Source organism: Frigoribacterium sp. SL97 (assembly GCF_026625765.1).
Lineage (GTDB): Bacteria > Actinomycetota > Actinomycetes > Actinomycetales > Microbacteriaceae > Frigoribacterium.
Window position 1 is genome coordinate 1,301,843 of sequence record NZ_CP113062.1, and the last position, 21,648, is coordinate 1,323,490.

At 71.3% G+C, this 21,648-nt stretch carries 22 protein-coding genes and 1 tRNA gene; 14 read left to right on the forward strand and 9 right to left on the reverse strand.

All coding sequences use genetic code 11. The features are described from left to right. Positions 1-93: 93 nt before the first annotated feature. Both OVA02_RS06245 and OVA02_RS06250 read left to right on the forward strand, forming a co-directional pair. A complete protein-coding gene (locus tag OVA02_RS06245) occupies positions 94-1,188 on the forward strand; it encodes a glycerate kinase (protein ID WP_267659432.1) in 1,095 nt (364 codons plus the stop codon). Further along, positions 1,185-2,051: a carbon-nitrogen hydrolase family protein gene (locus OVA02_RS06250; protein ID WP_267659433.1), complete on the forward strand. Its 867-nt coding sequence runs from the start codon at positions 1,185-1,187 to the stop codon at positions 2,049-2,051. The genes OVA02_RS06245 and OVA02_RS06250 overlap by 4 nt, the downstream gene beginning before the upstream one ends. Here OVA02_RS06250 and OVA02_RS06255 read toward each other — a convergent pair. After that, a complete protein-coding gene (locus OVA02_RS06255) occupies positions 2,037-3,236 on the reverse strand; it encodes an aminotransferase class I/II-fold pyridoxal phosphate-dependent enzyme (protein ID WP_056049175.1) in 1,200 nt (399 codons plus the stop codon). The genes OVA02_RS06250 and OVA02_RS06255 overlap by 15 nt on opposite strands. Before the next feature lie 144 nt (positions 3,237-3,380). Between OVA02_RS06255 and OVA02_RS06260 the strand changes: the two genes are divergently transcribed. The 6 genes from OVA02_RS06260 (at position 3,381) to OVA02_RS06285 (ending at position 9,771) form a co-directional block, all read left to right on the forward strand. Further along, complete coding sequence (locus tag OVA02_RS06260; RefSeq protein WP_267659434.1) at positions 3,381-5,120, forward strand: S1C family serine protease; 1,740 nt, start codon at positions 3,381-3,383, stop codon at positions 5,118-5,120. Between the two features lie 148 nt (positions 5,121-5,268). Beyond that, positions 5,269-6,312: a glycosyltransferase family 2 protein gene (locus OVA02_RS06265; protein WP_267659435.1), complete on the forward strand. Its 1,044-nt coding sequence runs from the start codon at positions 5,269-5,271 to the stop codon at positions 6,310-6,312. Between the two features lie 6 nt (positions 6,313-6,318). Next, the gene (locus tag OVA02_RS06270) at positions 6,319-7,125 is read left to right on the forward strand and encodes a CDP-alcohol phosphatidyltransferase family protein (RefSeq protein ID WP_056048611.1); all 807 of its coding nucleotides are present in this window, start codon (positions 6,319-6,321) and stop codon (positions 7,123-7,125) included. After that, positions 7,122-8,009, forward strand: a complete 888-nt coding sequence (locus OVA02_RS06275; RefSeq protein ID WP_056048607.1) for a glycosyltransferase family 2 protein — start codon at positions 7,122-7,124, stop codon at positions 8,007-8,009. The genes OVA02_RS06270 and OVA02_RS06275 overlap by 4 nt, the downstream gene beginning before the upstream one ends. 52 nt (positions 8,010-8,061) lie before the next feature. Then, the gene (locus OVA02_RS06280; protein WP_267659436.1) at positions 8,062-9,366 is read left to right on the forward strand and encodes a CDP-glycerol glycerophosphotransferase family protein; all 1,305 of its coding nucleotides are present in this window, start codon (positions 8,062-8,064) and stop codon (positions 9,364-9,366) included. A gap of 99 nt (positions 9,367-9,465) precedes the next feature. Further along, entirely contained in the window at positions 9,466-9,771 is a 306-nt protein-coding gene (locus OVA02_RS06285) for a helix-turn-helix domain-containing protein (RefSeq protein WP_056048603.1), read from the forward strand. 50 nt (positions 9,772-9,821) lie between these two features. On the opposite strand, the gene OVA02_RS06290 is transcribed toward OVA02_RS06285, so the two are convergent. From OVA02_RS06290 to OVA02_RS06310, 5 genes are all read right to left on the reverse strand, one after another. Continuing rightward, positions 9,822-10,103: a hypothetical protein gene (locus OVA02_RS06290; RefSeq protein WP_200412305.1), complete on the reverse strand. Its 282-nt coding sequence runs from the start codon at positions 10,101-10,103 to the stop codon at positions 9,822-9,824. Positions 10,104-10,256: 153 nt separating this feature from the next. After that, complete coding sequence (locus OVA02_RS06295; protein WP_267659437.1) at positions 10,257-11,060, reverse strand: hypothetical protein; 804 nt, start codon at positions 11,058-11,060, stop codon at positions 10,257-10,259. A gap of 9 nt (positions 11,061-11,069) precedes the next feature. Then, entirely contained in the window at positions 11,070-11,831 is a 762-nt protein-coding gene (locus tag OVA02_RS06300; protein WP_159827051.1) for an ABC transporter ATP-binding protein, read from the reverse strand. Further along, positions 11,831-12,628, reverse strand: a complete 798-nt coding sequence (locus OVA02_RS06305; protein ID WP_267659438.1) for an ABC transporter permease — start codon at positions 12,626-12,628, stop codon at positions 11,831-11,833. Before OVA02_RS06305 ends, OVA02_RS06300 begins: the two co-directional genes overlap by 1 nt. Positions 12,629-12,689: 61 nt before the next feature. Next, positions 12,690-13,403 carry a phosphocholine cytidylyltransferase family protein gene (locus OVA02_RS06310; protein ID WP_267659439.1) on the reverse strand — a complete coding sequence of 238 codons (714 nt, stop codon included), beginning with the start codon at positions 13,401-13,403 and terminating at the stop codon, positions 12,690-12,692. Positions 13,404-13,667: 264 nt separating this feature from the next. Between OVA02_RS06310 and OVA02_RS06315 the strand changes: the two genes are divergently transcribed. Genes OVA02_RS06315 through OVA02_RS06325 form a run of 3 tightly spaced genes read left to right on the forward strand, consistent with a single transcriptional unit; the run spans position 13,668 to position 16,892 of the window. Next, positions 13,668-15,065: an ABC transporter ATP-binding protein gene (locus OVA02_RS06315; RefSeq protein WP_267659440.1), complete on the forward strand. Its 1,398-nt coding sequence runs from the start codon at positions 13,668-13,670 to the stop codon at positions 15,063-15,065. Then, positions 15,041-16,606, forward strand: a complete 1,566-nt coding sequence (locus tag OVA02_RS06320; protein ID WP_267659441.1) for an ABC transporter permease — start codon at positions 15,041-15,043, stop codon at positions 16,604-16,606. The genes OVA02_RS06315 and OVA02_RS06320 overlap by 25 nt, the downstream gene beginning before the upstream one ends. A 25-nt stretch (positions 16,607-16,631) precedes the next feature. Further along, positions 16,632-16,892 carry a DUF3039 domain-containing protein gene (locus tag OVA02_RS06325; RefSeq protein ID WP_043595414.1) on the forward strand — a complete coding sequence of 87 codons (261 nt, stop codon included), beginning with the start codon at positions 16,632-16,634 and terminating at the stop codon, positions 16,890-16,892. A gap of 13 nt (positions 16,893-16,905) precedes the next feature. Here the strand turns inward: OVA02_RS06325 and OVA02_RS06330 are convergent, their stop codons facing one another. Next, a complete protein-coding gene (locus OVA02_RS06330) occupies positions 16,906-18,156 on the reverse strand; it encodes a nicotinate phosphoribosyltransferase (RefSeq protein ID WP_207114073.1) in 1,251 nt (416 codons plus the stop codon). A 105-nt stretch (positions 18,157-18,261) separates the two neighbouring features. On the opposite strand from OVA02_RS06330, the gene murI reads away from it, so the two are divergent. From murI to OVA02_RS06345, 3 genes are all read left to right on the forward strand, one after another. Then, on the forward strand, positions 18,262-19,116 hold the full coding sequence (murI, locus tag OVA02_RS06335) for a glutamate racemase (protein WP_173152677.1): 855 nt from the start codon (positions 18,262-18,264) through the stop codon (positions 19,114-19,116). Between the two features lie 73 nt (positions 19,117-19,189). Further along, positions 19,190-19,936, forward strand: a complete 747-nt coding sequence (gene rph / locus OVA02_RS06340) for a ribonuclease PH (RefSeq protein ID WP_043595412.1) — start codon at positions 19,190-19,192, stop codon at positions 19,934-19,936. After that, a complete protein-coding gene (locus OVA02_RS06345; protein WP_267659442.1) occupies positions 19,933-20,559 on the forward strand; it encodes a non-canonical purine NTP pyrophosphatase in 627 nt (208 codons plus the stop codon). The genes rph and OVA02_RS06345 overlap by 4 nt, the downstream gene beginning before the upstream one ends. Positions 20,560-20,621: 62 nt before the next feature. Here the strand turns inward: OVA02_RS06345 and OVA02_RS06350 are convergent, their stop codons facing one another. Together OVA02_RS06350 and OVA02_RS06355 are read right to left on the reverse strand one after the other, a co-directional pair. Continuing rightward, positions 20,622-21,329 (reverse strand): DedA family protein, encoded by a 708-nt coding sequence (locus OVA02_RS06350; RefSeq protein WP_056048583.1) that lies wholly within the window; start codon positions 21,327-21,329, stop codon positions 20,622-20,624. Positions 21,330-21,554: 225 nt separating this feature from the next. Then, a tRNA-Leu gene (locus OVA02_RS06355) sits at positions 21,555-21,636 on the reverse strand. Positions 21,637-21,648 lie beyond the last annotated feature (12 nt).

Below are 21,648 nucleotides of genomic sequence, written 5' to 3' on the forward strand. Positions count from 1 at the left end.
GAAGGCCCCGGTCGAATGACCGGGGCCTTCTTCGTGTCCTCGTGCGCGTGATCGGGTCTGTGCCCCGGCCGCCGATCATGCCAAGGTTGAGGCATGTCGAGACTCCGGGTGGTCATCGCGCCCGATTCGTTCAAGGGATCCCTCGGCGCACCAGAGGTGGCGGCGGCCCTCGCTGCCGGCTGGTCACGATCACGGCCGGACGACGTCGTCGTCACCCTGCCCTTGGCGGACGGCGGCGAGGGCACCCTCGACGCGTTCGAGCGGGCGTGCCCCGGGAGCGTCCGCCACGAGAGCGTCGTGGAGGGCCCTGACGGCCGCCCGGTCGACGCCCCCTGGCTCACGCTGCCCGACGGTACGGCCGTCGTCGAGCTCGCCTCGTCCTGCGGGCTCGGCCTGCTGAGCTCACCTGCGCCGCACGACGCGAACACCCGCGGCCTGGGTGACGTCATCCGTGCGGCCGTCGACGCCGGAGCCACCCGACTCGTCGTCGGCCTCGGAGGCAGCGCGTCGACGGACGGGGGAGCGGGCGCTCTGACGGTCCTCGGTGCCCGCATCGTGGATTCCCTGGGGGAGCCCGTCGCCTCGGGCAACCACGGCCTCACGACAGCCGCCCGGGTCGATCTGTCGGGTCTCATCGCCCTCCCGCCCGACGGCGTCACGCTGTTGGTCGACGTCGACAGCCCCCTGCTCGGTCCCGACGGTGCCGCGGCCGTGTTCGGGCCGCAGAAGGGTGCCTCCGTCGACGACGTCCTCGCACTCGAGCAGGGTCTCGAGCGTTTCGCGAGCCTCGTCGACGTCGATCCCACGACGCCCGGGGCCGGGGCCGCAGGAGGAACGGGTTTCGGTCTGCTCGCCTGGGGTGCCCGTCTGCAACCCGGAGCGGTCGCCGTCGCCGAGACGGTCCGTCTCGCCGAGGCCCTGGCCCACGGTGACGTCGTCGTCACCGGAGAAGGATCGTTCGACGGTCAGACCGCCGCCGGGAAGACCGTGTCGCTCGTGCGTCGGATGGCCGACGCCGTCGGAGTACCGGTCGTCCTCGTCGCCGGTGCGGTCGACGCGCCTGCGGACGGCTTCGCGGACGCCGTCTCGACCACGCAGGTGGCCGGGGGCGTCGCCGAGTCCACGACCCGCGCCTCCTACTGGGTGGGCGAGGCCGCCGCCCAGGTGGCGGGGCGGTGGGCGCGATGAGCGCCGGCAGGACACCCGAGGTCGTCGTCGCGGTCGTGCAGACCGCACCCGGCGACGACCCGGCGAGCAACCGGCGGACCATCACGGACCTCACCGAGGAGGCGGTCCGCCGCGGAGCACAGGTGGCGGTCTTCCCTGAGTACTCGTCGTATTTTTCCCCCGACCTGGGCCCGGCGTACCTCGAGGCCGCGGAACCCACGGACGGGCCCTTCGTGCGCCATCTGACCGCGCTGGCCGACCGGCTCGGCGTCGTGGTCGTCGCCGGCCTCGTCGCCGTCTCGCCCGACCCGGCCCGGTTCGAGAACCTGCTCGTGGCCGTGGCGCCCGGTCGGGGCGTCGTCGCCCGCTACTCGAAGCAGCACCTCTACGACGCGTTCGGTGGGCAGGAGTCCCGGTGGATCGTGCCGGGCCCGTTGGCCGTCGCCGCGACCTTCGAGGTCGGCGGGCTCGTCTTCGGTCTGCAGACCTGCTACGACCTGCGGTTCCCCGAGGTCACGCGGACGCTCGTCGACGCCGGGGCCGACGTCGTCCTGATGCCGGCCGAATGGGTGCGCGGGCCGCTCAAGCAGCACCACTGGACGACCCTCCTGACCGCTCGTGCGCTCGAGAACACCGTGTACGTCGCCGCCGCGGACCACGCACCGCCGATCGGCGTGGGCTGCAGCACGATCGTCGACCCGACGGGCGTGGCCGTCGCCTCGGTCGGGGACGAGGTCGACGTCATGGCAGTGGCCGGGGTCTCGGCCGACCGGATCGCCGCCGTGCGGCGCCTGAACCCGTCCCTGGCCCTGCGTCGGTACGACGTGGTCCCGCGCCGCGTGGGGGCCGGCGAGACCTCCACGGAGCGCTCAGACCGAGAGTGACGCGAGTCGGGCCGCGGCCTGCTCGAGCACCTCGACGCGCTTGCAGAAGGCGAAGCGGACGAGGGACGACTGCTCGGCGGCGAGCGCCGGGTGGCAGAAGGCGCTGATCGGCAACCCGACGACTCCGACCGATTCCGGGAGGCGCCGGCAGAGCTCGGCCGCGTCGTCGAACCCCAGCGGAGCGGCGTCGGCGACCACGAAGTACGAGCCGCGGCTCGCGCGCACCGCGAAGCCGGCCCGACGCAGCCCGTCCGACAGCACGTCTCGCTTGTGGGCCAGCGTGCGAGCGATCCCGTCGAAGTAGGCGTCGGGAAGTCCGAGTCCGACGGCGATCGCGGGCTGGAAGACCGAGCCGTTCACGAAGGTCAGGTACTGCTTGACGGCGACGATGCGGTCGACGAGTTCGGCCGGACCGGTCAGCCAGCCGATCTTCCACCCCGTCGTGTTGAAGGTCTTGCCTCCCGACGAGATGCTGATCGTCCGGGCCGCCGCTCCGGGCAGAGTGGCGAACGGCACGTGTGCCGCTCCGTCGAAGAGCAGGTGCTCGTAGACCTCGTCGGTGACGACGAGCGCGTCGTGCTCGACGGCGAGTTCGAGCAGGAGGCGCCTGGTCGCGTCGTCGAGGACGCTGCCCGTGGGGTTGTGCGGGTCGTTCAGCACGACGAGGCGGGTGCGCGGTCCGAAGGCCCGCCGCAGTTCGTCCGGGTCGACGACCGAGTCCGGACCCCGGAGCGGGACGGTGACGTGGACGCCGCCCGCGAGCCCGATGACGGCTCCGTAGGCATCGTAGAAGGGCTCGAGCGTCACCACCTCGTCACCGCGGTCGACGAAGGCCAGGATCGTGGCCGCCAGCGCCTCGGTCGCCCCCGCGGTCACGAGCACCTCGCGTCGCGGATCGAGGTCGATGCCGTAGAACCGCCTCTGGTGGGCGGCGACGGCGTCGAGGAGGACGGGCATGCCCCGGCCCGGCGGGTACTGGTTGAGGCCCGAGCGCAGTGCCTCGTGCGCCGCCTCGAGGACCTCGACCGGGCCGTCCTCGTCGGGGTACCCCTGCCCGAGGTTGATGCTGTCCGTCGCCGTGGCGAGCGCCGACATCTCGGCGAATATGGTCGGGGCGAGTCGACCGGCGCCGTCGAGGAGCATGGCGCCGCTCGCCGCGCGTTGCCAGGGTGCTTGAGGAGTCATGATCCCGTCACCGTAGCCGCGCTGGAGGGGCTCGGGGGAGGTCCCGTCCAGCCGCCGCATAAGCTGGGCGCAGTCCGCTCACAGGCTCGCCGTATGATCCGCCCAGCTTGGGCGACCAGGCTGTCAGGGCTTGGAAGGAGCACCATGACCGACACCCCCCGCCACGACGACGCCGACGACGGCGCACCGCGCACGCCCGAGGGCACCGCCGCCGGTTCGCAGGGCGTCCCGGGCGACGACCGGGCCACGAACGACGGTGCCCAGCCCACGACGCCGTACCCGGCGGACCAGGGCGTCACCTACGGTGCTCCGCCTCTCCCCGGCAGCACGCCGCGAGCGGGCGAGTTCGAGTCCGGCCCCGACGGGCGCCGGAACGACGACTCGCAGCCTCGACCCGGCTCGTTCCCGCATCCGTCGTCTCACCAGCAGGCGGGTCCCTACCAGCAGCCCGCTTCGTACCAGCAGATGGGTTCGTACCAGCAGTCCGGGGACCCTCAGCAACCCGGTTCCTACCAGCAGCCCGGTTCGTACCAGCAGCCGTCCTCCTACCAGCAACCCGGGTCGTACCAGCAGCCGTCCTCCTACCAGCAGGCCGGGACCGACCCCTATCGGCAGCCGGACTCCGACCCGTCGGCGTTCGCGTACGACACGACGAACTCGTACGCAGCGGCTGGTTGGCGGGCGCCTGCGGAGAAACCGAAGAAGAGCCGGCGTGGTGCGGGGTCCGTCGCGGCGGCCCTCCTGGTCGGCGTCCTCGTCGGAGGCGCGGCGGGCGGCGGCGTCGCCGCGGTGCTGTCCCGCGACTCCGGGGCCGGCGTCTCGGCCACGGGTCAGTCGCGAGACCTGACGGTCAACGACTACGACGACGCGACGGTCGTCACGGCGGTGGCGGCGAAGGCCACGAAGTCGGTCGTCACGATCAACGTGACGGCGGGCGAGTCCGGCGGCACCGGCTCGGGCGTCATCCTGAGCGACGACGGCTACATCGTCACGAACACGCACGTCGTCACCCTCGACGGGGCGAGTGCGTCGGGTTCCGTCACCGTCACGCTCAGCGACGGCAGCATCCTGCCGGCCGAGGTCGTGGGCCTCGACCCCACCGTCGACCTCGCCGTGCTGAAGGTCGACGCGACCGGGCTCACCCCCATCGCCTTCGCCGACTCGTCGGAGCTGAACGTCGGCGACACCGCCGTGGCCATCGGCGCACCGCTCGGTCTGTCGAACACGGTGACCGACGGCATCGTCTCGACCCTCAACCGCAGCATCACCGTGCAGTCCTCGGCCGCCCCGACGGACGGCAGCGACCAGGGCCAGCAGAACGACAACAACGGCCAGGGGCCCTTCTCCTTCAACAACGGGGACGGCGGCACGCAGAACCAGGCCAGCTCGGTCATCTCGCTGCCGGTCATCCAGACCGACGCGTCCATCAACCCGGGCAACTCGGGCGGTGCGCTGCTCGACTCGCAAGGAGAGCTGATCGGCCTCAACGTCGCCATCGCCAGTTCCGGAGAATCGTCCGGCAGCATCGGCGTCGGGTTCTCGGTGCCGTCGAACCTCGTGCAGCGCGTCGCCAAAGAGATCATGGCGAACGGGAAGGCCAGCCACGGCCTCCTCGGCGCCAGCGTGAACGACGCCACGAGCGACGCGGCCGCCACCCGGGTCGGGGCGCTCATCGTCCAGCTGAGCCCTGGTGGTGCGGCGCAGAACGCCGGCCTGCGGCAGGGCGACGTCGTGACCGAGTTCAACGGCGTGCCGATCAGCGACCGGACGGACCTCACGGCGCAGGTCCGGTTCCTCGCCGGTGGCGCGACGGCCGACCTCACCTACGTCCGGGACGGGAAGACCGACACCACGAAGGTGACCCTCGACACCTTGACCTCCTGAGGCTCTGCCCGGTCGGTGCGGCGGGGGTCGGGACGCGACGGCGTCCCGACCCCCGTTGGGGTGTTGCTAAGCTCGCCACGATCCCTGCGGCCGTCCGCAGTCCCGACCCGCGCCTCCCCGGCGCTCACGAGCCCGAGGAACGCGATCCATGCAAGCAGGCGACGCCACCCGACCCGGTGTCTCGTACGTCATGCCCGTCCTCAACGAAGAGCACGAGATCCGGGCGGCGGTCGAGAGCCTGCTCGACCAGGACTACGAAGGCCCGTTCGAGGTGATCCTGGCCCTGGGTCCGAGCGTCGACCGCACGAACGAGGTCGTGGCCGAGATGTCGACTGCCGACCCGCGTGTCCGCAGCATCCCCAACCCCGTCGGTTCGACGCCTGCCGGGCTCAACGTGGCCATCCGGGCTTCGGTCCACCCCGTCACGGTCCGCGTCGACGCCCACTCGGTGCTGCCTCGCGACTACACGCGCATCGCGGTCGAGACCCTCGAACGCAGCGGGGCCGACAACGTGGGCGGCATCATGGCCGCCGTCGGGCGCACCCCCTTCGAAAAGGCCGTCGCCCGCGCCTACGGCAGTCGGGTCGGCCTCGGTGGGACGCCGCACCACGTCGGTGGGGCCGAGGGGCCGACCGACACGGCCTACCTGGGGGTGTTCCTGCGGCACCGTCTGATCGAGGTCGGCCTCTTCGACGAGGGCGTCAAGCGCGGTCAGGACTGGGAGCTCAACCGCCGGCTCCGGGCCACGGGCGGCATTGTCTGGTTCACCCCGCGGCTCGTGGTGACCTACCGTCCGCGACCGAGCCTGCGCAAGCTGGCGCGCCAGTTCGTCGCCACCGGGCTCTGGCGGGGCGAACTGGCCCGACGCTTCCCCAAGGCGAACACCGTGCGGTACCTGGTCCCTCCCGCCATGGTGCTCGGCGTGGCGCTCGGCCTGGTGGTCGGCCTGACCGGCCTGGTCGGCCTCGCCCTCGGCACCGCCCTCGGGTGGGCCACGCTCGCCCTCGTCGTACCCGGTGTCTACGTCGTCTTCGTGCTCGCGGCCGCTCTGCTCGCCGCCCGCGGCGACGACCTCCGCACCCGGCTCTGGTTTCTCGTAGTCTTGCCTTCCATCCACTTCGGGTGGGGCGTCGGCTTCGTGCTCGGCTTCCTCGACCTCACGAAGAACATCACCGCCCAGACCGGAAGGTAGCCGCCGATGACCGCGCTGCCCACCAGACCGAGCTCGATCGCCGAGCTGCGACGCGTCGCCCAGCCGCCCGAGGTGCGCAGCCGCGCGAACGCCGAGCACTGGACGGCCTCGCTGTACCTGCGCGACGTCTCGCCCTACCTGACCTGGTGGCTGCTCAAGACCAGCGTCTCGGCGAACGGCGTGACCGGGTTGATGATCCTCGTCGGCTGGTGCACCGCCCTGTCGCTGCTCGTGCCGGGCATCACCGGTGCCCTGCTCGCCCTCGTGCTGGGCCAGCTGCAGATGCTCGTCGACTGCTGTGACGGCGAGGTGGCCCGCTGGCGCGGAACGAGTTCGCCGGCCGGGGTCTTCCTCGACAAGGTCGGCCACTACTCGACCGAGGCGCTCATCCCGATCGTGCTGGGCGTCCGTGCCGCCGGATTCCCCTTCGAGACCCCGGACGACTTCCTCTGGACGACCGCCGGCTTCGCCCTGGCCCTCGTGATCGTGCTCAACAAGGCCCTCAACGACATGGTCCACGTCGCCCGGGCGAACGCGGGCCTCGCCCGGCTCGAAGACAAACGAGGAGGCGCGACCCAACCGAGCGGGCGCCTCCTGTCCCGACTGCGCAGCGCCGCGCGCTTCGTGCCGTTCCATCGGCTGTACCACTCGGTCGAGCTGACGATGCTCGTCTTCCTGGCCGCGATCGTCGGCCTCGTCGTGGGCGGTGTCACCGCCGACCGCGTCCTGCTCGTCGCCCTGCTCCCGCTGTCGGTGCTGGCGTTGGTCGGCCACTTCGTCGCCATCATGGCGTCGAAGCGGGTGCGCTCCTGAGCGAGGTCCGGCCCCGGGTCGGAGTCGTGAGCCTGACCCAGGGGCGACGTCCGCGCGACCTGGCTCGGGGATTGGCCACGATGCTGGCCCAGCGCGACGTCGAGCTGGACGTCGTCTGCGTGGTGAACGGACGAGACGCCGCGACCGCCGAGGTCGAGGTCCCGACCGGGGTCCGTCTGCTCGAACTCGCCGAGAACGTGGGCATCCCCGCCGGCCGCAACCGAGGAGCCGAAGCGGTCTCGGGCGAGTGGATCTTCTTCCTCGACGACGACGCGAGCCTGCCCTCCGAGCGGTTCCTCGCCGACGCCGTCGCGTTGATGCGGGCCCGACCCGAGATCGGGCTCCTGCAGCCGCGGGTCGTGGACCCCGACGGCGCCGCGAACCCCCGCCGCTGGACGCCTCGACTGCGCAAGGGCGACCCTCGCCGCTCGAGCGACGTGTTCTCCGTCTGGGAGGGGGCCACCCTGCTGCCCCGCGACGTCTTCGACGCCTGCACCGGCTGGGGGGAGCCGTACTTCTACGCGCACGAGGGCATCGAGCTGGCGTGGCGGGTCTGGGCCCAGGGCAGGCGCACCTGGTACGAGGGCTCGCTCGTGGCGAACCACCCGGCCATCGACCCGGCGCGCCACGCGGACTACTACCGTCTGAACGCCCGGAACCGGGTCTGGCTCGCCAAGCGCAACCTGCCCTGGCCGTTGGTCCCCGTCTACGTCGCGTCCTGGACCGGGGTCCAGCTGCTGCGCTGGGCACGCACCCCGCAGCGCCTGCGGCCCTGGTTCGCGGGCTGGGTGGAGGGGTGGCGAGAGGCGCCGGGCGGTCGACGGTCCATCGGTTGGGTAACGGTCCTCCGCATGTCCAGGGCCGGTCGACCTCCGGTCCTCTAGGCTTTCCGGGGTCCGGCGCCGATCGGGTGACGGACCGACCCGAGGAGGGCATGTGCCGCTGACCCGAGACCTGGGGCTCGCCTGGAGCCTCGCCCGCCGTGCCGTCCGTTCACGCAGCAGTCGACGTCGGCTCGAGCGCGACCCGCGGGTCGCGGTGACGCCGGCTCCGGGCACCGTGCGCGTCGCCGTGTACTTCGCCGACACGGCCGTCAACATGTACCAGATCCGCCAGTGGTACGCGCCTCTCGCCCACCTGGCCGAGACCTTCCCCGTCGCCATCGTCGTCCGTTCGCCGGGCACCATGGTGACCATGCTCGACGAGAGCCCGGTGCCGCTGGTCTACGCCCGCAAGGTGGCCGACCTCGAGGACTTCGTCGCCGCTCAGCCGCTGGCCCTGACCCTGTACGTCAACCAGAACGCCAAGAACTTCCAGATGATGCGGTACGGCCGCATGTGGCACGTCTTCGTCAACCACGGCGAGAGCGACAAGATGTACATGACGACGAACCAGTTCAAGGCCTACGACTACGCCTTCGTCGCGGGCGACGCCGCCAAGGACCGCCTCGCCGCCAAGCTCTGGGACTACGACCTCGAGAAGCGCGCCGTGCCCATCGGCCGCCCGCAGGCCGACCACTTCTCGGGCGAGGTGCCGTACCCCGACGACGACCGCCTCGTCGTGCTCTACGCCCCGACCTGGGAGGGTGACCGTCCCGCGGCCGCGTACGGGTCGATCGCGACGCACGGCCTCGCCCTCGTCAGGGCTCTGCTGGCGTCGGGGCGTCACCGGGTCGTCTACCGGGCGCATCCGCGGAGCGGCGTGCTCGATCCCGAGTACCGGCGGGCGCACGAGGCGATCATCCGGGCCCTCGGCGAGGCGAACGCGCGTGATCCCGACGCCCACCACGTCCACGACGTGGGGCCCGAGCTCGGCTGGCAACTGGCCGCGGCCGACGTCGCCGTGACCGACATCTCGGCGATGGTCTACGACCGCCTGGCCACGGGCCGTCCCCTCGTCGTGACCCGTCCGGTCGCCGTCGAGGCCGACGTCGACGAATCGGGCTACCTCGGTGACGCCGAGTGGTTGACGGCCGACGGTGCGGGCGACATCGTCGCCCTCGTCGATCGGGTCGTCGACGATCCGGAGGCGCGGGGTCGCCTCGAGCACTGGGTCCGTCGTCACTTCGGTGACACGTCGCCCGGAGCGGCCACGCATCGGTTCGAGAGCGCGGTGGCGCGCCTCGTGCAGCTGCGTGACGACTACGCGGCGCGCCGGCCGTCGACCGATGACCCACGTTCGACCGGTTCGGCGGGCGACGCCGAGCAGGAGGCCGGCGACGCGGAGGCGTCCGACCTCTGACCCCCGGCACCGCACGCGAGGGGTCTGAGGCACCAGGGCTTTCATGTCTCGGTGCCGTGGACTCTGGATGTCAGACGCTGAGCAGCGTATCCATGAGGCATGCCTGAACCGACGTCCGCCGCCGCCCGCCTCTTCGGAGAACGCATCCGTGACGAGCGTCTGCGCCTCGGGCTGAGCCAGGACGAGGTGGCGCACCTGGCGGGCATGAACGTGTCCAACTACGGAAAGATCGAGCGCGGCATCGGCAACCCCGTGTTGCACACGATCGTCCGTCTCGCCGTCGTGCTCGGGGTCGACCCGGGCGTGCTGGTCACCGACCTCGGGGCCGATCACCTGCCGCCCGTCCTCGAGGCCTTCACGGCTGCGGACTACGTCGCCGAGAGACGCGCTCGGCTCAGCAGCTGACCCGCCACCTCACGGGAAGGGCTCGTCGGCCAGGGTTCCGTCGACCAGGCTCAGAAACTGAACCGCCAGAGGTACTCGTCGCCGCCGGGCCGGAACCATCGCACGACGGCGATCGCACTCCGGCTCAGTTCGACGCCTAGCACGCAGAGGTCGACGGACTGGGCGGGGTCGAGTCGGGTGGTCGCGACGGGGACGAGGAGCCCGGTGCCCACGAGGGTGACCCTGACGCCCGTCACGGTCTCGGGGGAGTCGTTGACCAGCCGGTAGACGCGGGGTGCGCGGGAGCGGTCGAGGCTGAAGGGGACGGTGTAGGCAAGGGTCGACGTCGTCATGTCGTCGACCCTAGGAGCGACCGACGCGGGTCGACGCGCGTTCTTGTGGACGACGGCTGACTGGGGAGGACCCGTCGCGGGACGGGTCGCCGCCTCGCGCGAGGCCCGCGTGGCCGCCTCGCGGACGCCGGGTCGCCCTGGCGAGGGGAACGGTCAGAGCGACAGGTCGAGGGGGAATTCGGCAGGGGCCGCACCGAACGCCGTGCGGGCCGTCGTGACGACCTTGCGTCCGAGGAGGTGGTTGCCCGTCCCTCCCACGACGGCACCGATGCCGAACGGAAGGGCCCTGCCGAGGACCGAAGCCCCCTGCGACGCCGCGAACCGTCGGATGAACTGCTTGCGGATCGTGTCGGTCAGGCCACTCATGGCCGCCTTGGGGAGTTTCGAGGTCACGAGCTCACCCCAGAACGCGGTCCTGGCCGGGGCCGTCCCCATGGCCTCGCCCGCGAACTGTCGGACGAGGCTGGCACCCGGGCCGCCAAGCAGCATCGCCATGACGAGGGCCCGGGCGCGGTCGGGGTCCGAGACGGCGATGCCGTGGACCTCGGTCACGGACTGCGCGAAGAGGGCGCTCGCCTCGAGGAAGCCCGCGGTCTCGACACCCGAGAGGGCCAACGACACGCCCCAGCCGACACCGGGGATCACGGCGCTGGCCCCGACGGCGGCCCCGCCGGTCGTCACCGCGGCGAGGTACTCGCGTTCGAGGATGGTGATCAGCTTCTGTGGCGTCGCCTTCTTGTGCCGACGGCGCAGCGTGGCGACGTGCTTGACGACCACCGGACGTTGGACGGCCAGCAGCTTGTCGAGACGGCGCACCCAGGCGGTGTCCTCGGACCTGTCGGGCGCGGACGTCTGGTAGTGGTACTCGGTCGAGTTCCCGGCGTCACGGGCGACGAGTCGTCCGTCCGCCGTCGAGGCGTCGTGGTCGGGGCTGTGGGACTGACTGCGTTCGGGCACGCCTCGACCCTACGCCGAGGGGCGGGGAGGGTGATCGGTGGCGTACCGGGCCAGGGCGTCGTCGAGGGGGCCGTCGAACACCAGGGCGCCCTTGTCGAGGTAGAGGCCCCGTCGGCAGAACCGTTTGAGGTCGCGTTCGTTGTGCGACACGAGGAAGAGCGTCCGACCGTCGGCGAGCATCTCGCCGATCCGGGCGTAGCACTTCTCACGGAACGCCTTGTCGCCCACGGCGAGCACCTCGTCGACCAGCACGACGGGCTCCTCGAGCCGAGAGATGACGGCGAAGGCGATGCGGACCTTCATGCCGCTCGAGAGGTGTTTGTAGGGCGTGTCGACGAAGTCGCCGATCTCGGCGAACTCGATGATCTCGTCGAATCGCCGGTCGATCTCGGGGCGGGACATGCCGTGCAGGCCGGCGGTCAGGTACACGTTCTCCCGGACGGTGAGGTCGGCGACGAAGCCACCGGTGATCTCGATGAGCGGCGCGACGCCGCCCGTCACCTCGACGGTGCCGGTGTCGGGCAGGATCACCTCGGCCACCAGCTTCAGCAACGTGGACTTGCCCTGGCCGTTGCGTCCCACGACGCCGATGGCCTCGCCCGGCTGCACCTCGAAGCTGATGTCGCGCAACGCCCAGAACTCGCCCGGCCGCGACCGCCTGCCGCTGTCGGCGAAGAGGTCCTTGAACGACCGTCGGCCACGTCGGTTGCGGCGGAAGCGGATTCCGACCCCGTCGACGCGGATCACGGGGCGAGGTCCGGTGACGGTCATCAGATCTCCTTCAGGACGGCACGTTCGCTGGCTCGGAAGACGAGCAGCCCGACCGCCAGGACCACGACGCACACGCCTCCACCGACGAGCACCTCGGTGAGGTCGAACTGCTCCGGGAAGAACGCCGACCGGTAGAGGCCGAAGATGCCGCTCAGCGGGTTGAACGCCGCCAGCAGGTGGAGGCTCTCGGGGAGGTCCTGGGTGCCGTAGATGATGGGCGAGGCGTAGAAGGCGAACCGGAGGGCGAGCTTCGTGGCGCGCTCCAGGTCGCGGAAGAACACGACGAGCGGCGCGACGATCAGCCCCACCCCGGCGACGAGCACGGTCTGCATGACCATGGCCAAGGGGAAGAACACCACCTGCCACTGCAGGTGCGCGCCGCCTACGACGGCGAACAAGGCCAGGACGGGAAGGCTGAGGGCGAACTCGATGCCCTTCGAGCCGACGAGCCGGAACACCCAGATCGTCCGGGGGATCTTGGTCGACCGGACGAGCTTCGCCTCGCGGATGAACGCCCGGGTGCTGTCGGACACCGCACCGTTGAACCACATCCAGGGCAGGAGGCCCGAGAGCAGGAAGACGATGTACGGCTCGTCGCCGACCGACCGCTTGAAGACGACCGAGAAGACGAAGAAGTAGATGCCCGACATGACGAGCGGGTCGAGGATCGACCAGAAGTAGCCGAGTTTCGACGTCGAGTACCGGACCTTGAGGTCGCGGCTCGTCAGCAGCCACAGCGTCTGTCGGTACCGCGCGAAGCCGCTACGACGGGGCCGTTCGGCCAGGTCAGTGCTCACGGACGTCCTTCTCGTTCAGGACACCAGGCACCGGCGCGCAGCCGTCGGGAGACGGCTCGGTTCAGACGAACAGGTTCGCGCGCTCGAGGTCTTCGGCGAAGTCGACCTCGACGGCGTAGAGGTCGGAGATGTCCACGGGCTCAAAGCGTAGCCCGTCCTGGCCGATGGCCAGTTCGATGCCACGCTCGAAGTAGTCCTGGTTGTCGACCTTCGAGAGCTGGTGCATGAGCGTCGCCTTGTCGGCCTTCGACACGAAGTTGATGCCGACGGCCTCGCCCAGACCACCCTTGACCTGCTTGGACAACTCGGCGATGTAGCCCTCGGCATCGGTCGTGTACTTGACCTCTTCGTCGGACACCTTCGAGGTGTTGACGGTGACGAACGACTGGTCGTCGCGGACCAGGCGGGCCGCGCGAGTCAGGGCCGTGGGGTCGAAGACGACGTCGCCGTTCATCCACAGGACGCCACCGGAGGCGCTGGCCCGCAGGGCGCGGAGCAGGCTCTTCGACGTGTTGGTCTGGTCGTACATCTCGTTGTAGACGAACGAGGCCGACGGGAACGCCTCGACGATGTGCTCGAACTTGTAGCCCACGACGACGGTCACCCGGGCGTCGGGCCCGAAGGCGTCCCGGATGTTGTCGAACTGTTGCTGCATGATGGTGCGGCCGTCGTTGAGCTCGGTCAGTGCCTTGGGCAACGAGCGGCCGAGGCGGCTGCCGAGCCCGGCGGCCAGGATGACGATCTGCTGGCGGTGGTTCGTGTCGTTCTTGCTCACGCTGGTCTCCTCACAAGGGGCGAGCCCATGCGGGACGGGCTCTGCGGTGGCCCCGGCGGTGCGGACCGGACCCGTCTCTGGGTGCGATTCGCCTCGTGTTCGAGCGGTGTTCACCGCGGAGCATCGATCTGGACACGTCGTCGTGCTGTTGCAGACTACCCGATGGGGCCAGGAGCGGCCAGGGACCGTGCCCGAAGCGTGTCCGTTTCGTGATATGAGTCACCCGTCGACCGGTCGGCGTCGCGGCCTTGGTACGGTGGGGCGATGGCTGGACGGCGCGAGGACGAATTGGGTGACATCGCCCCCGACTCGACACCGGGTGACGACACGGTCGGGGCGGTGGGCGCGTCCGACCAGGGGGAGAAAACAGTGGACGACGACTCGACGACCGCGGGGGACGTGGCCGAGGGGACGGCTGAGTCGACGGAGGCCGCGACGCCCCGCGTCCCGGTGACGAAGTCGTCGACCGCGCGCAAGCCCCCGGCACCCCGGAAGCCCTCGTCGCCCCGCAAACCCTCGCAGCGCACCGCCGCCGACCGGTCGGCGGCGGCCAAGAAGGCAGCAGCAACCCGTGCCGCGAACGCGCGCGCCCGGGCCGAGGCGGCGGCGAAGGCCGCGGAAGAAGAGGTCGTCGCCGAACTCGCCGACGCGGGTGCCACGACGGACGGTACGGTCGTCGTCCCCGTCTCGGCCGACGACTACTTCGGCGACGCCCTGACGGCCGAGGAGGAATCGGCGGTCGCCCCGGACGACACGCTCGCCGCCGACGCACCGACGACCGCCGGCGCGACCGCCCCGGCCGACGAGGCCACCGTCGAGGTCCCCGAGGCCGACGGCGGCGACGTCGAGGCCCTCGACAGCGAGGGCGACGTCCGACCGACCCGCCAGGTCGACGTCGAGGCGCCCGTCGTGCTGTCGATCTCGGGGCTCATGAAGCGCTACGGCGGCACGGTCGCCGTCGAGAACGTCGACCTCGAGGTGCGGGCCGGGTCGTTCTACGGCATCGTCGGTCCGAACGGGGCCGGCAAGACGACGACCCTGTCGATCGTGACCGGCCTCCTGCGTCCCGACGCCGGCACCGTGACCGTCCTCGGGGCCGACGTCTGGCGAGACCCGGCCGCGGCGAAGCGAAGCCTCGGCGTCCTCCCCGACCGCCTGCGGCTCTTCGACCGGCTGACGGGTGCCCAGCTCCTCTACTATTCCGCGACCCTGCGGGGGCTCGACGGCGTCACGGCGCGCAAGCGCTCCTCCGACCTCGCCACCGCGTTCGGGCTCCACGACGCGCTCGGCCGTCTCGTCAGCGACTACTCCGTGGGCATGACGAAGAAGATCGCCCTGGCCGCCGCGATCATCCACTCGCCCCGGGTCCTCGTCCTCGACGAGCCCTTCGAATCGGTCGACCCCGTCTCGGCCGCGACCGTGACGGACGTCCTGCAGCGCTACGTGGCCGGGGGCGGGACGGTGCTGCTCTCGAGCCACAGCATGGACCTGGTCGAGCGCATCTGCGACAGCGTCGCGGTGATCGTCGACGGCCACGTGCTCGCCAGCGGCACGGTCGACGAGGTTCGGGCCGGACGCTCCCTCGAGCAGCGGTTCGTCGAGCTCGCCGGCGGGCGCGCGGTCACGGAGGGCATGGAATGGTTGCAGAACTTCTCCGACTGAGGCTCCAGACGATCGGCAACACGGTCCGCTTCGGGCCCCGCCGACTGACCGTCGCCGTGGCGTCCGTGCTGGCCGTGCTGATCGTGACCATCGCGGTCGCGAGCCTCGTGAGCGGCCTGCGTGATGCGCCCCTCGACGACGTGCGCGCCCTCGCGGTCGGCGGGGGAGCCCTCTTGCTGGTCGGATTCGCCGTCGTCCCCTTCGCGACGGTCCGTCCTGCCTGGAGCGACCCCCGCCGCCTCGCCGTCCTCGGCGTGCCCGAGGGGCGGGCGGCGATCGGACTCGCGCTCGGTGCCGCGGTCGGACTCCCCACGCTGGCCCTGCTGGTCCTCTCGACCGGGTACGTCCGGGCCTGGGGCGAGGGCACCGGCGTCGCCGCCGTCGCGGTCGTGGGGGCACTCGTCGCCGGCGTCACCGCGCTGTTGTTGGCCCTCGTGGCCTCGACGCTGAACAGCGTCGTCCTGACCTCCCGTCGCGGTCGCGAACTCGCACTCGTCGGTGCCGTGCTCGTCGTGCTGCTCGCCGTGCCCGTGGTCGTCGACCTCGTCCGTCTCTCGCTGCCCGGCCGTTCGGGCACCGGCGTGGTCGCGGACGCCCTCGCCTGGACGCCCTTCGGAGCCGCGCTGGCGCTCCCCGGTCACGTCGCCGCAGGTCAGACCGGTCGCGTCGTGGCCGACGTCGCCATCGCCGCCGTCACGCTCGTGGCGCTCTGGCTCGCCTGGCGGGCACTCGTCGCGCGCGCGTTCGTCGACCGACCCGAGCCCGAGGAGGTCGACGACGGCGACGGACTCGGGTGGTTCGAGTACGTCAGGGCCTCGCCGACCGGAGCCGTGGCGGGCCGCAGCCTCACCTACTGGATGCGCGACGCCCGCTACCGCATGTCGCTCGTCATCATCCCGTTCCTCCCGTTGCTCGTCGTCCCCCTCGGCATCGCGGGTGTCAGCTGGAACTGGCTGGCCCTCGTCCCGGTGCCGATCATGTGCCTGATCCTGGGGTTCCTGCCGCACAACGACGTGGCCTACGACAGCACGGCGCTCTGGATGCACGTGGCGTCCGACACGCGGGGTCTGGCGGACCGGGTGGGTCGACTCGCGCCTCCTCTGCTGATCGGCGTCCCGCTCGTGGTGCTCGGCTCGGTCGTCGCCACCTGGTTGTTCGGCGACTGGCAGGCCCTGCCGTCCGAGCTGGGGGTCAGCGCCGGCTTCCTCCTCAGCGGCCTCGGTCTCTCGAGCCTGGTGTCGGCCCTCCTGCCGTACGCCACGGTCCGACCGCACGACGACCCGTTCCAGCAGCCGCAGTCGAACGGCGCGACCGCGGCCTGGGCCCAGACCGTCATGATCGGGGGAGCCGTCCTCGCCACCGCACCCGCCCTCTGGTTCGCCGGTCGCGGGCTCATCACGGGCTACCCCGCGGGTGGCACGTGGGCGCTGGTCCTCGGCGTCGGCATCGGACTCGTCGTGCTGGTCGCGGGTGTCGCCCTGGGTGCCCGGGTCTTCTCGCGGCGGGCTCCCGAGCTGCTGGCGTTCGCCCTCCGCAGCTGAGCCGAGGTCGACGTACGATGTCTGCATGACTGACACGCAGACGGGCGGCGGCCTCGACGTCATGGACCGCGAGCTCGAGAAGCTCCTGAACGACGAGGCGATCGACCCGGGCGACCACGAGCGCTTCTCGCACTACGTGAAGAAGGACAAGATCATGGAGTCCGCGTTGAGCGGCAAGCCCGTCAAGGCGCTCTGCGGCAAGAAATGGACGCCCGGTCGCGACCCCGAGAAGTTCCCGGTGTGCCCGACCTGCAAAGAGATCTACGAGAAGATGACGTCCGAGTGAGCTCGGCGCCTGATCACGCGTAGACGGTCGGCACGACCGGCTCGCCACGACCGAGCCGCAGCGCCTGGTCGGGTAGCTCGGCCACGGCCGCGGCTCGGTGGAGGCGCGCGCGAGCGACACCCTCCGGCCCGGTGTGCCGGGCGTCGATCTCGCCGGCCGTGACGAGCGGGACGTGCAGCGACCGTTCACCGGACGCCGTCTCCGACGACCCGACGCGGATGAGTTCGCGGGTGGCGACCCCGTCCACGATGACGCGCACGGGGGACTTCCGTCCACCCACGGAGGCCTTGTCGGCCGACTTCTTCGCCACGGAGACCCACTCGCCGTCGTCGCCGCGACGGGCGACCAGTTTGAAGACCATGCCGGCGGCCGGGTGGCCCGATCCCGAGACGACCGAGGTGCCGACGCCGAACGAGTCGACCGGGGCCGCGCGCAGGGCGGCGATCGTGTACTCGTCCAGGTCGTTCGTGACGGTGATCTTCGCCGCCGTCGCGCCGAGCTCGTCGAGCTGAGTGCGGACCTGGCCCACCAGCGACGGCAGGTCGCCGCTGTCGATGCGCACGGCCCCGAGCGACGGCCCGGCGACCCGGACGGCCGTGGCCACGGCTTCGGGGATGTCGTAGGTGTCGACGAGCAGGGTGGTGCCCGGCCCCAAGGTGTCGACCTGGGCGCGGAAGGCGTCCTCTTCGGTGTCGTGCAACAGGGTGAACGCGTGGGCGGCGGTGCCCATCGTCGGGACGCCCCACGACCGGCCGGCCTCGAGGTTGCTCGTGGCACCGAAGCCCGCGATGTAGGCGGCCCGGGCAGCGGCCACGGCGCTGCGTTCGCCCGTCCGCCGTGAGCCCATCTCGGCGAGCGGGCGACCGTCGGCGGCCGAGACCATGCGTGCCGCCGCGCTGGCCACGGCCGAGTCGTAGTTGAAGACGCTCAGCGCCAGGGTCTCGAGCAGCACGGCCTCGGCGAAGGTCGACTGGATGACCAGCAGCGGCGACCCCGGCAGGTAGACCTCGCCCTCGGCGTAACCCCAGATGTCGCCCGAGAACCGGTAGTCGGCCAGCCAGTCGGCGGTCGTCGCGTCCACGACCCCCGCCTCGCGCAGCCAGGCCACCTCGTCGTCGCCGAACCGGAAGTCGGCGAGCAGCTCGAGGAACCGACCGGTGCCCGCGACGATGCCGTAGCGCCGCCCCTCGGGCAGACGTCGCGCGAACACCTCGAACACGCTGTCGCGGTGGGCCGTGCCCGCCTTGAGGGCGGCCTCCACCATGGTGAGCTCGTACCGGTCGGTCAACAGCGCGCTGGTCACCCCGCCAGCCTAGGCTCGCCCGGTCGTCGAGGGGGTCGCGGCTCGCGCCGGGTAGGCTTCGTGGTCGTGACGGACGCACCCATCGGAGTCTTCGACAGCGGCGTCGGCGGGCTGACCGTGTCGAGGGCGATCATCGACCAGCTGCCCCACGAGTCGATCCGGTACGTCGGCGACACGGCCCATTCGCCGTACGGGCCGAAGCCGATCGCCCAGGTGCGCGGCTACGCCCTCGCCGTGATGGACGACCTCGTCGCCCAGGGTGTCAAGTTGCTGGTCATCGCCTGCAACACCGCCTCGTCCGCGGTGCTGCGCGACGCCCGGGAGCGGTACACGATCGGCGCGGGCATCCCCGTCGTCGAGGTGATCCAGCCCGCCGTGCGCGCGGCGGTGCAGCAGACGCGCAACGGCCGCATCGGCGTCATCGGCACCGAGGGCACGATCAACTCGCGCGCCTACGAGGACGCGTTCGCGGCGGCCGCGGGTCTCGAGCTGATCACGCAGGCCTGTCCCCGCTTCGTCGAGTTCGTCGAGGCGGGCGACACGTCGAGCCCCGAGCTGCGGGCAGTCGCCGAGGGGTACCTCGCCCCGCTGCGCGACGCCGGCATCGACACCCTCGTCCTGGGCTGCACGCACTACCCCCTCATGTCGGCGGCCGTCCAGTACGTCGTGGGCCCCGACGTCCGTCTCGTGTCCAGCGCGGAAGAGACGGCAGCCGACGTCTACCGCACCCTCGTCCAGCACGGGCTCGAGCGCACCGACCGGGGCGAGCCGCACCACGAGTTCGAGGCGACCGGGCCCGACGAGAAGTCGTTCCTGCGCCTGGCCCGCCGGTTCCTGGGTCCCGAGGTCTCGCGCGTCGGGCACCTCGAGACGGGGGCGATCGAGTTGCCCCCGGGCCTCCGCACCGTCGAGCGGACCTGACCCGCGCCTCCTGCGCCCGCGGGGTCGACGACCCCGCCCGCCACCCGTCCATCCCCAGCCGAGAGAAGGCACCATGACCGACACCACGAGCACGACCGTCCGCGCCGACGGGCGCAGCACGACCGACCTGCGCCCCGTCACGATCGAGACCGGGTGGAGCGCCCACGCCGAGGGCAGCGCCCTCATCACCTTCGGCGGCACGAAGGTGCTCTGCACGGCGTCCTTCACGAACGGCGTGCCCCGCTGGCTGACCGGCAAGGGCAAGGGCTGGGTCACGGCCGAGTACGCGATGCTGCCCCGGGCCACCAACTCGCGCAACGACCGCGAGAGCGTCAAGGGCAAGATCGGCGGTCGCACGCACGAGATCTCGCGCCTGATCGGCCGCAGCCTCCGCGCCGTGGTCGACACCAAGGCCCTCGGAGAGAACACGATCGTCCTCGACTGCGACGTCCTGCAGGCGGACGGCGGCACCCGCACCGCCGCCATCACGGGTGCCTACGTCGCCCTCGCCCAGGCGATCGAGTGGGGGCGCGAGAAGAAGTTCGTCGGGCAGAAGGCCACGCCCCTGACCGACAGCGTCTCCGCCGTCTCGGTGGGCATCATCGACGGCGAGCCGATGCTCGACCTCGCCTACGTCGAGGACGTCCGGGCCGAGACCGACATGAACGTCGTCGTCACGGGCAGCGGATCGTTCGTCGAGGTGCAGGGCACGGCCGAGGGCGCGCCGTTCGACCGTCGCGAGCTCGACTCGTTGCTCGACCTCGCCGTCGCCGGCGCCGTCGACCTGAGTCGCTTCCAGCGCGAGGCCCTCGGCCGATGACCCGTGTCGTCATCGCCACGCACAACCAGGGCAAGGTGGCCGAGCTCCGGCTGCTGCTCGCCGAGACGGCGCCGGGCGTCGAGCTGGTCGCCTACGACGGCCCCGAGCCGGTCGAGGACGGTGACTCGTTCGCGGCCAACGCCCTGATCAAGGCGCGTGCGGCAGCACGTCACACCGGGCTGCCCGCCCTCGCCGACGACAGCGGGATCTCGGCGGCGGCCCTGGGCGGGGCTCCCGGCATCCACTCGGCGCGCTACGCCGGTACCCGCGACGCGGACGACAACATCGACAAGCTGCTGACCGAGCTCGACGGTGCCGACGACCGCTCGGCCTGGTTCTCGTGCGCCGCCGCCCTCGTCGTGCCGTCGGCCGTCGGTGTCGAGGGCTCCGACGGGCCGCCCGACGCGAGCGCGTGGGTCGAGCACGTCGAGTACGGCGAATGGCACGGCGAGGTGCTGGAGGCGCGGGTCGGCTCGAACGGGCACGGTTACGACCCCGTGTTCCGCCCCGAGGGCGAGAGCCGCAGCGCGGCCGAGCTCACGGCGGACGAGAAGAACGCCGTCAGTCACCGCGCCCGGGCGTTCCGGGCGATCGCGCCCCGGGTGGCCGCGCTCGCGGACTGAGCCGCGCGCGCCTCCTCGGGGCCTCGGCCATCGGCCGACGGGCGCCTGGGTGCCCGCGGTGGTCAGGCGTCGTGCGGCGCGGACGACACCTGCGGCGTCTCGACCTCGCCCGAGGCCTCGGCCTTCTTGGCCTGGTGCACCCCGTGGAAGTAGTGGATCGCGATGGGGATCACCGTCGCCAGCACGGCCCCGAGCAGGATGAGGTCGATGTACGAGCTGACGAAGTCCGCGACGGGCGGGATGTGTCCGATGCCGAAGCCCGCCAACGTGATGCCCATGCCCCAGACGACGGCGCCGACGGCGTTGAACAGCGAGTACCGCCGGTAGCTCATGTGGCCGACTCCGGCCATGATCGGCGCGAAGGTGCGGATCACCGGGACGAACCGGGCGATGATGACGGCCATCGGGCCGAACCGCTCGAAGAAGGCGTTCGTGCGGTTGACGTTCGCGACGCTGAACAGCCCGCTCTCCTTCCGCTCGAAGATGCGGGGGCCGACCTTGTGGCCGATGAGGTAGCCGAGCTCGCCGCCGGCGAACGCGGCGATGCTGATGAAGATCGCGATCAGCCAGATCGGCAGGCCGAGGGCGCCGGGGTTCGTCGCGGCGAGGATGCCCGTGATGATCAACAGCGTGTCACCCGGGAACAGGAAGCCGATCAGCAGGCCCGTCTCGGCGAAGACGAGCAGGCAGACGCCGAGCACGGCCCACGGTCCGAAGGACGTGAGCAGGTACTCGGGGTTCAACCAGGGGATGGAGACGAGGGGCAGCATCGGGTGTTCTCCGGTCGTGGTGGCCGGCCTGCCGGTCTCGCTCAGGGTACCCGTGCGGGTGGAGGGACGTGAACCCTGGCGGGAGGGAGCACGTCGAAGTCGTCATCTGTGCGGGAGAAGGGACGTGAACCCTGGCGGGAGGGGGCACGTCGTGACGGCGCTCTGTGTGCGGGAGAAGGGACGTGAACCTTGGCGGGAGGGGGCACGTCGTTACGGCGCTCTGTGTGCGGGAGAAGGGACTTGAACCCTCACGCTCGAAAGCACAGGAACCTAAATCCTGCGTGTCTGCCAATTCCACCACTCCCGCGGCAGCACCGAG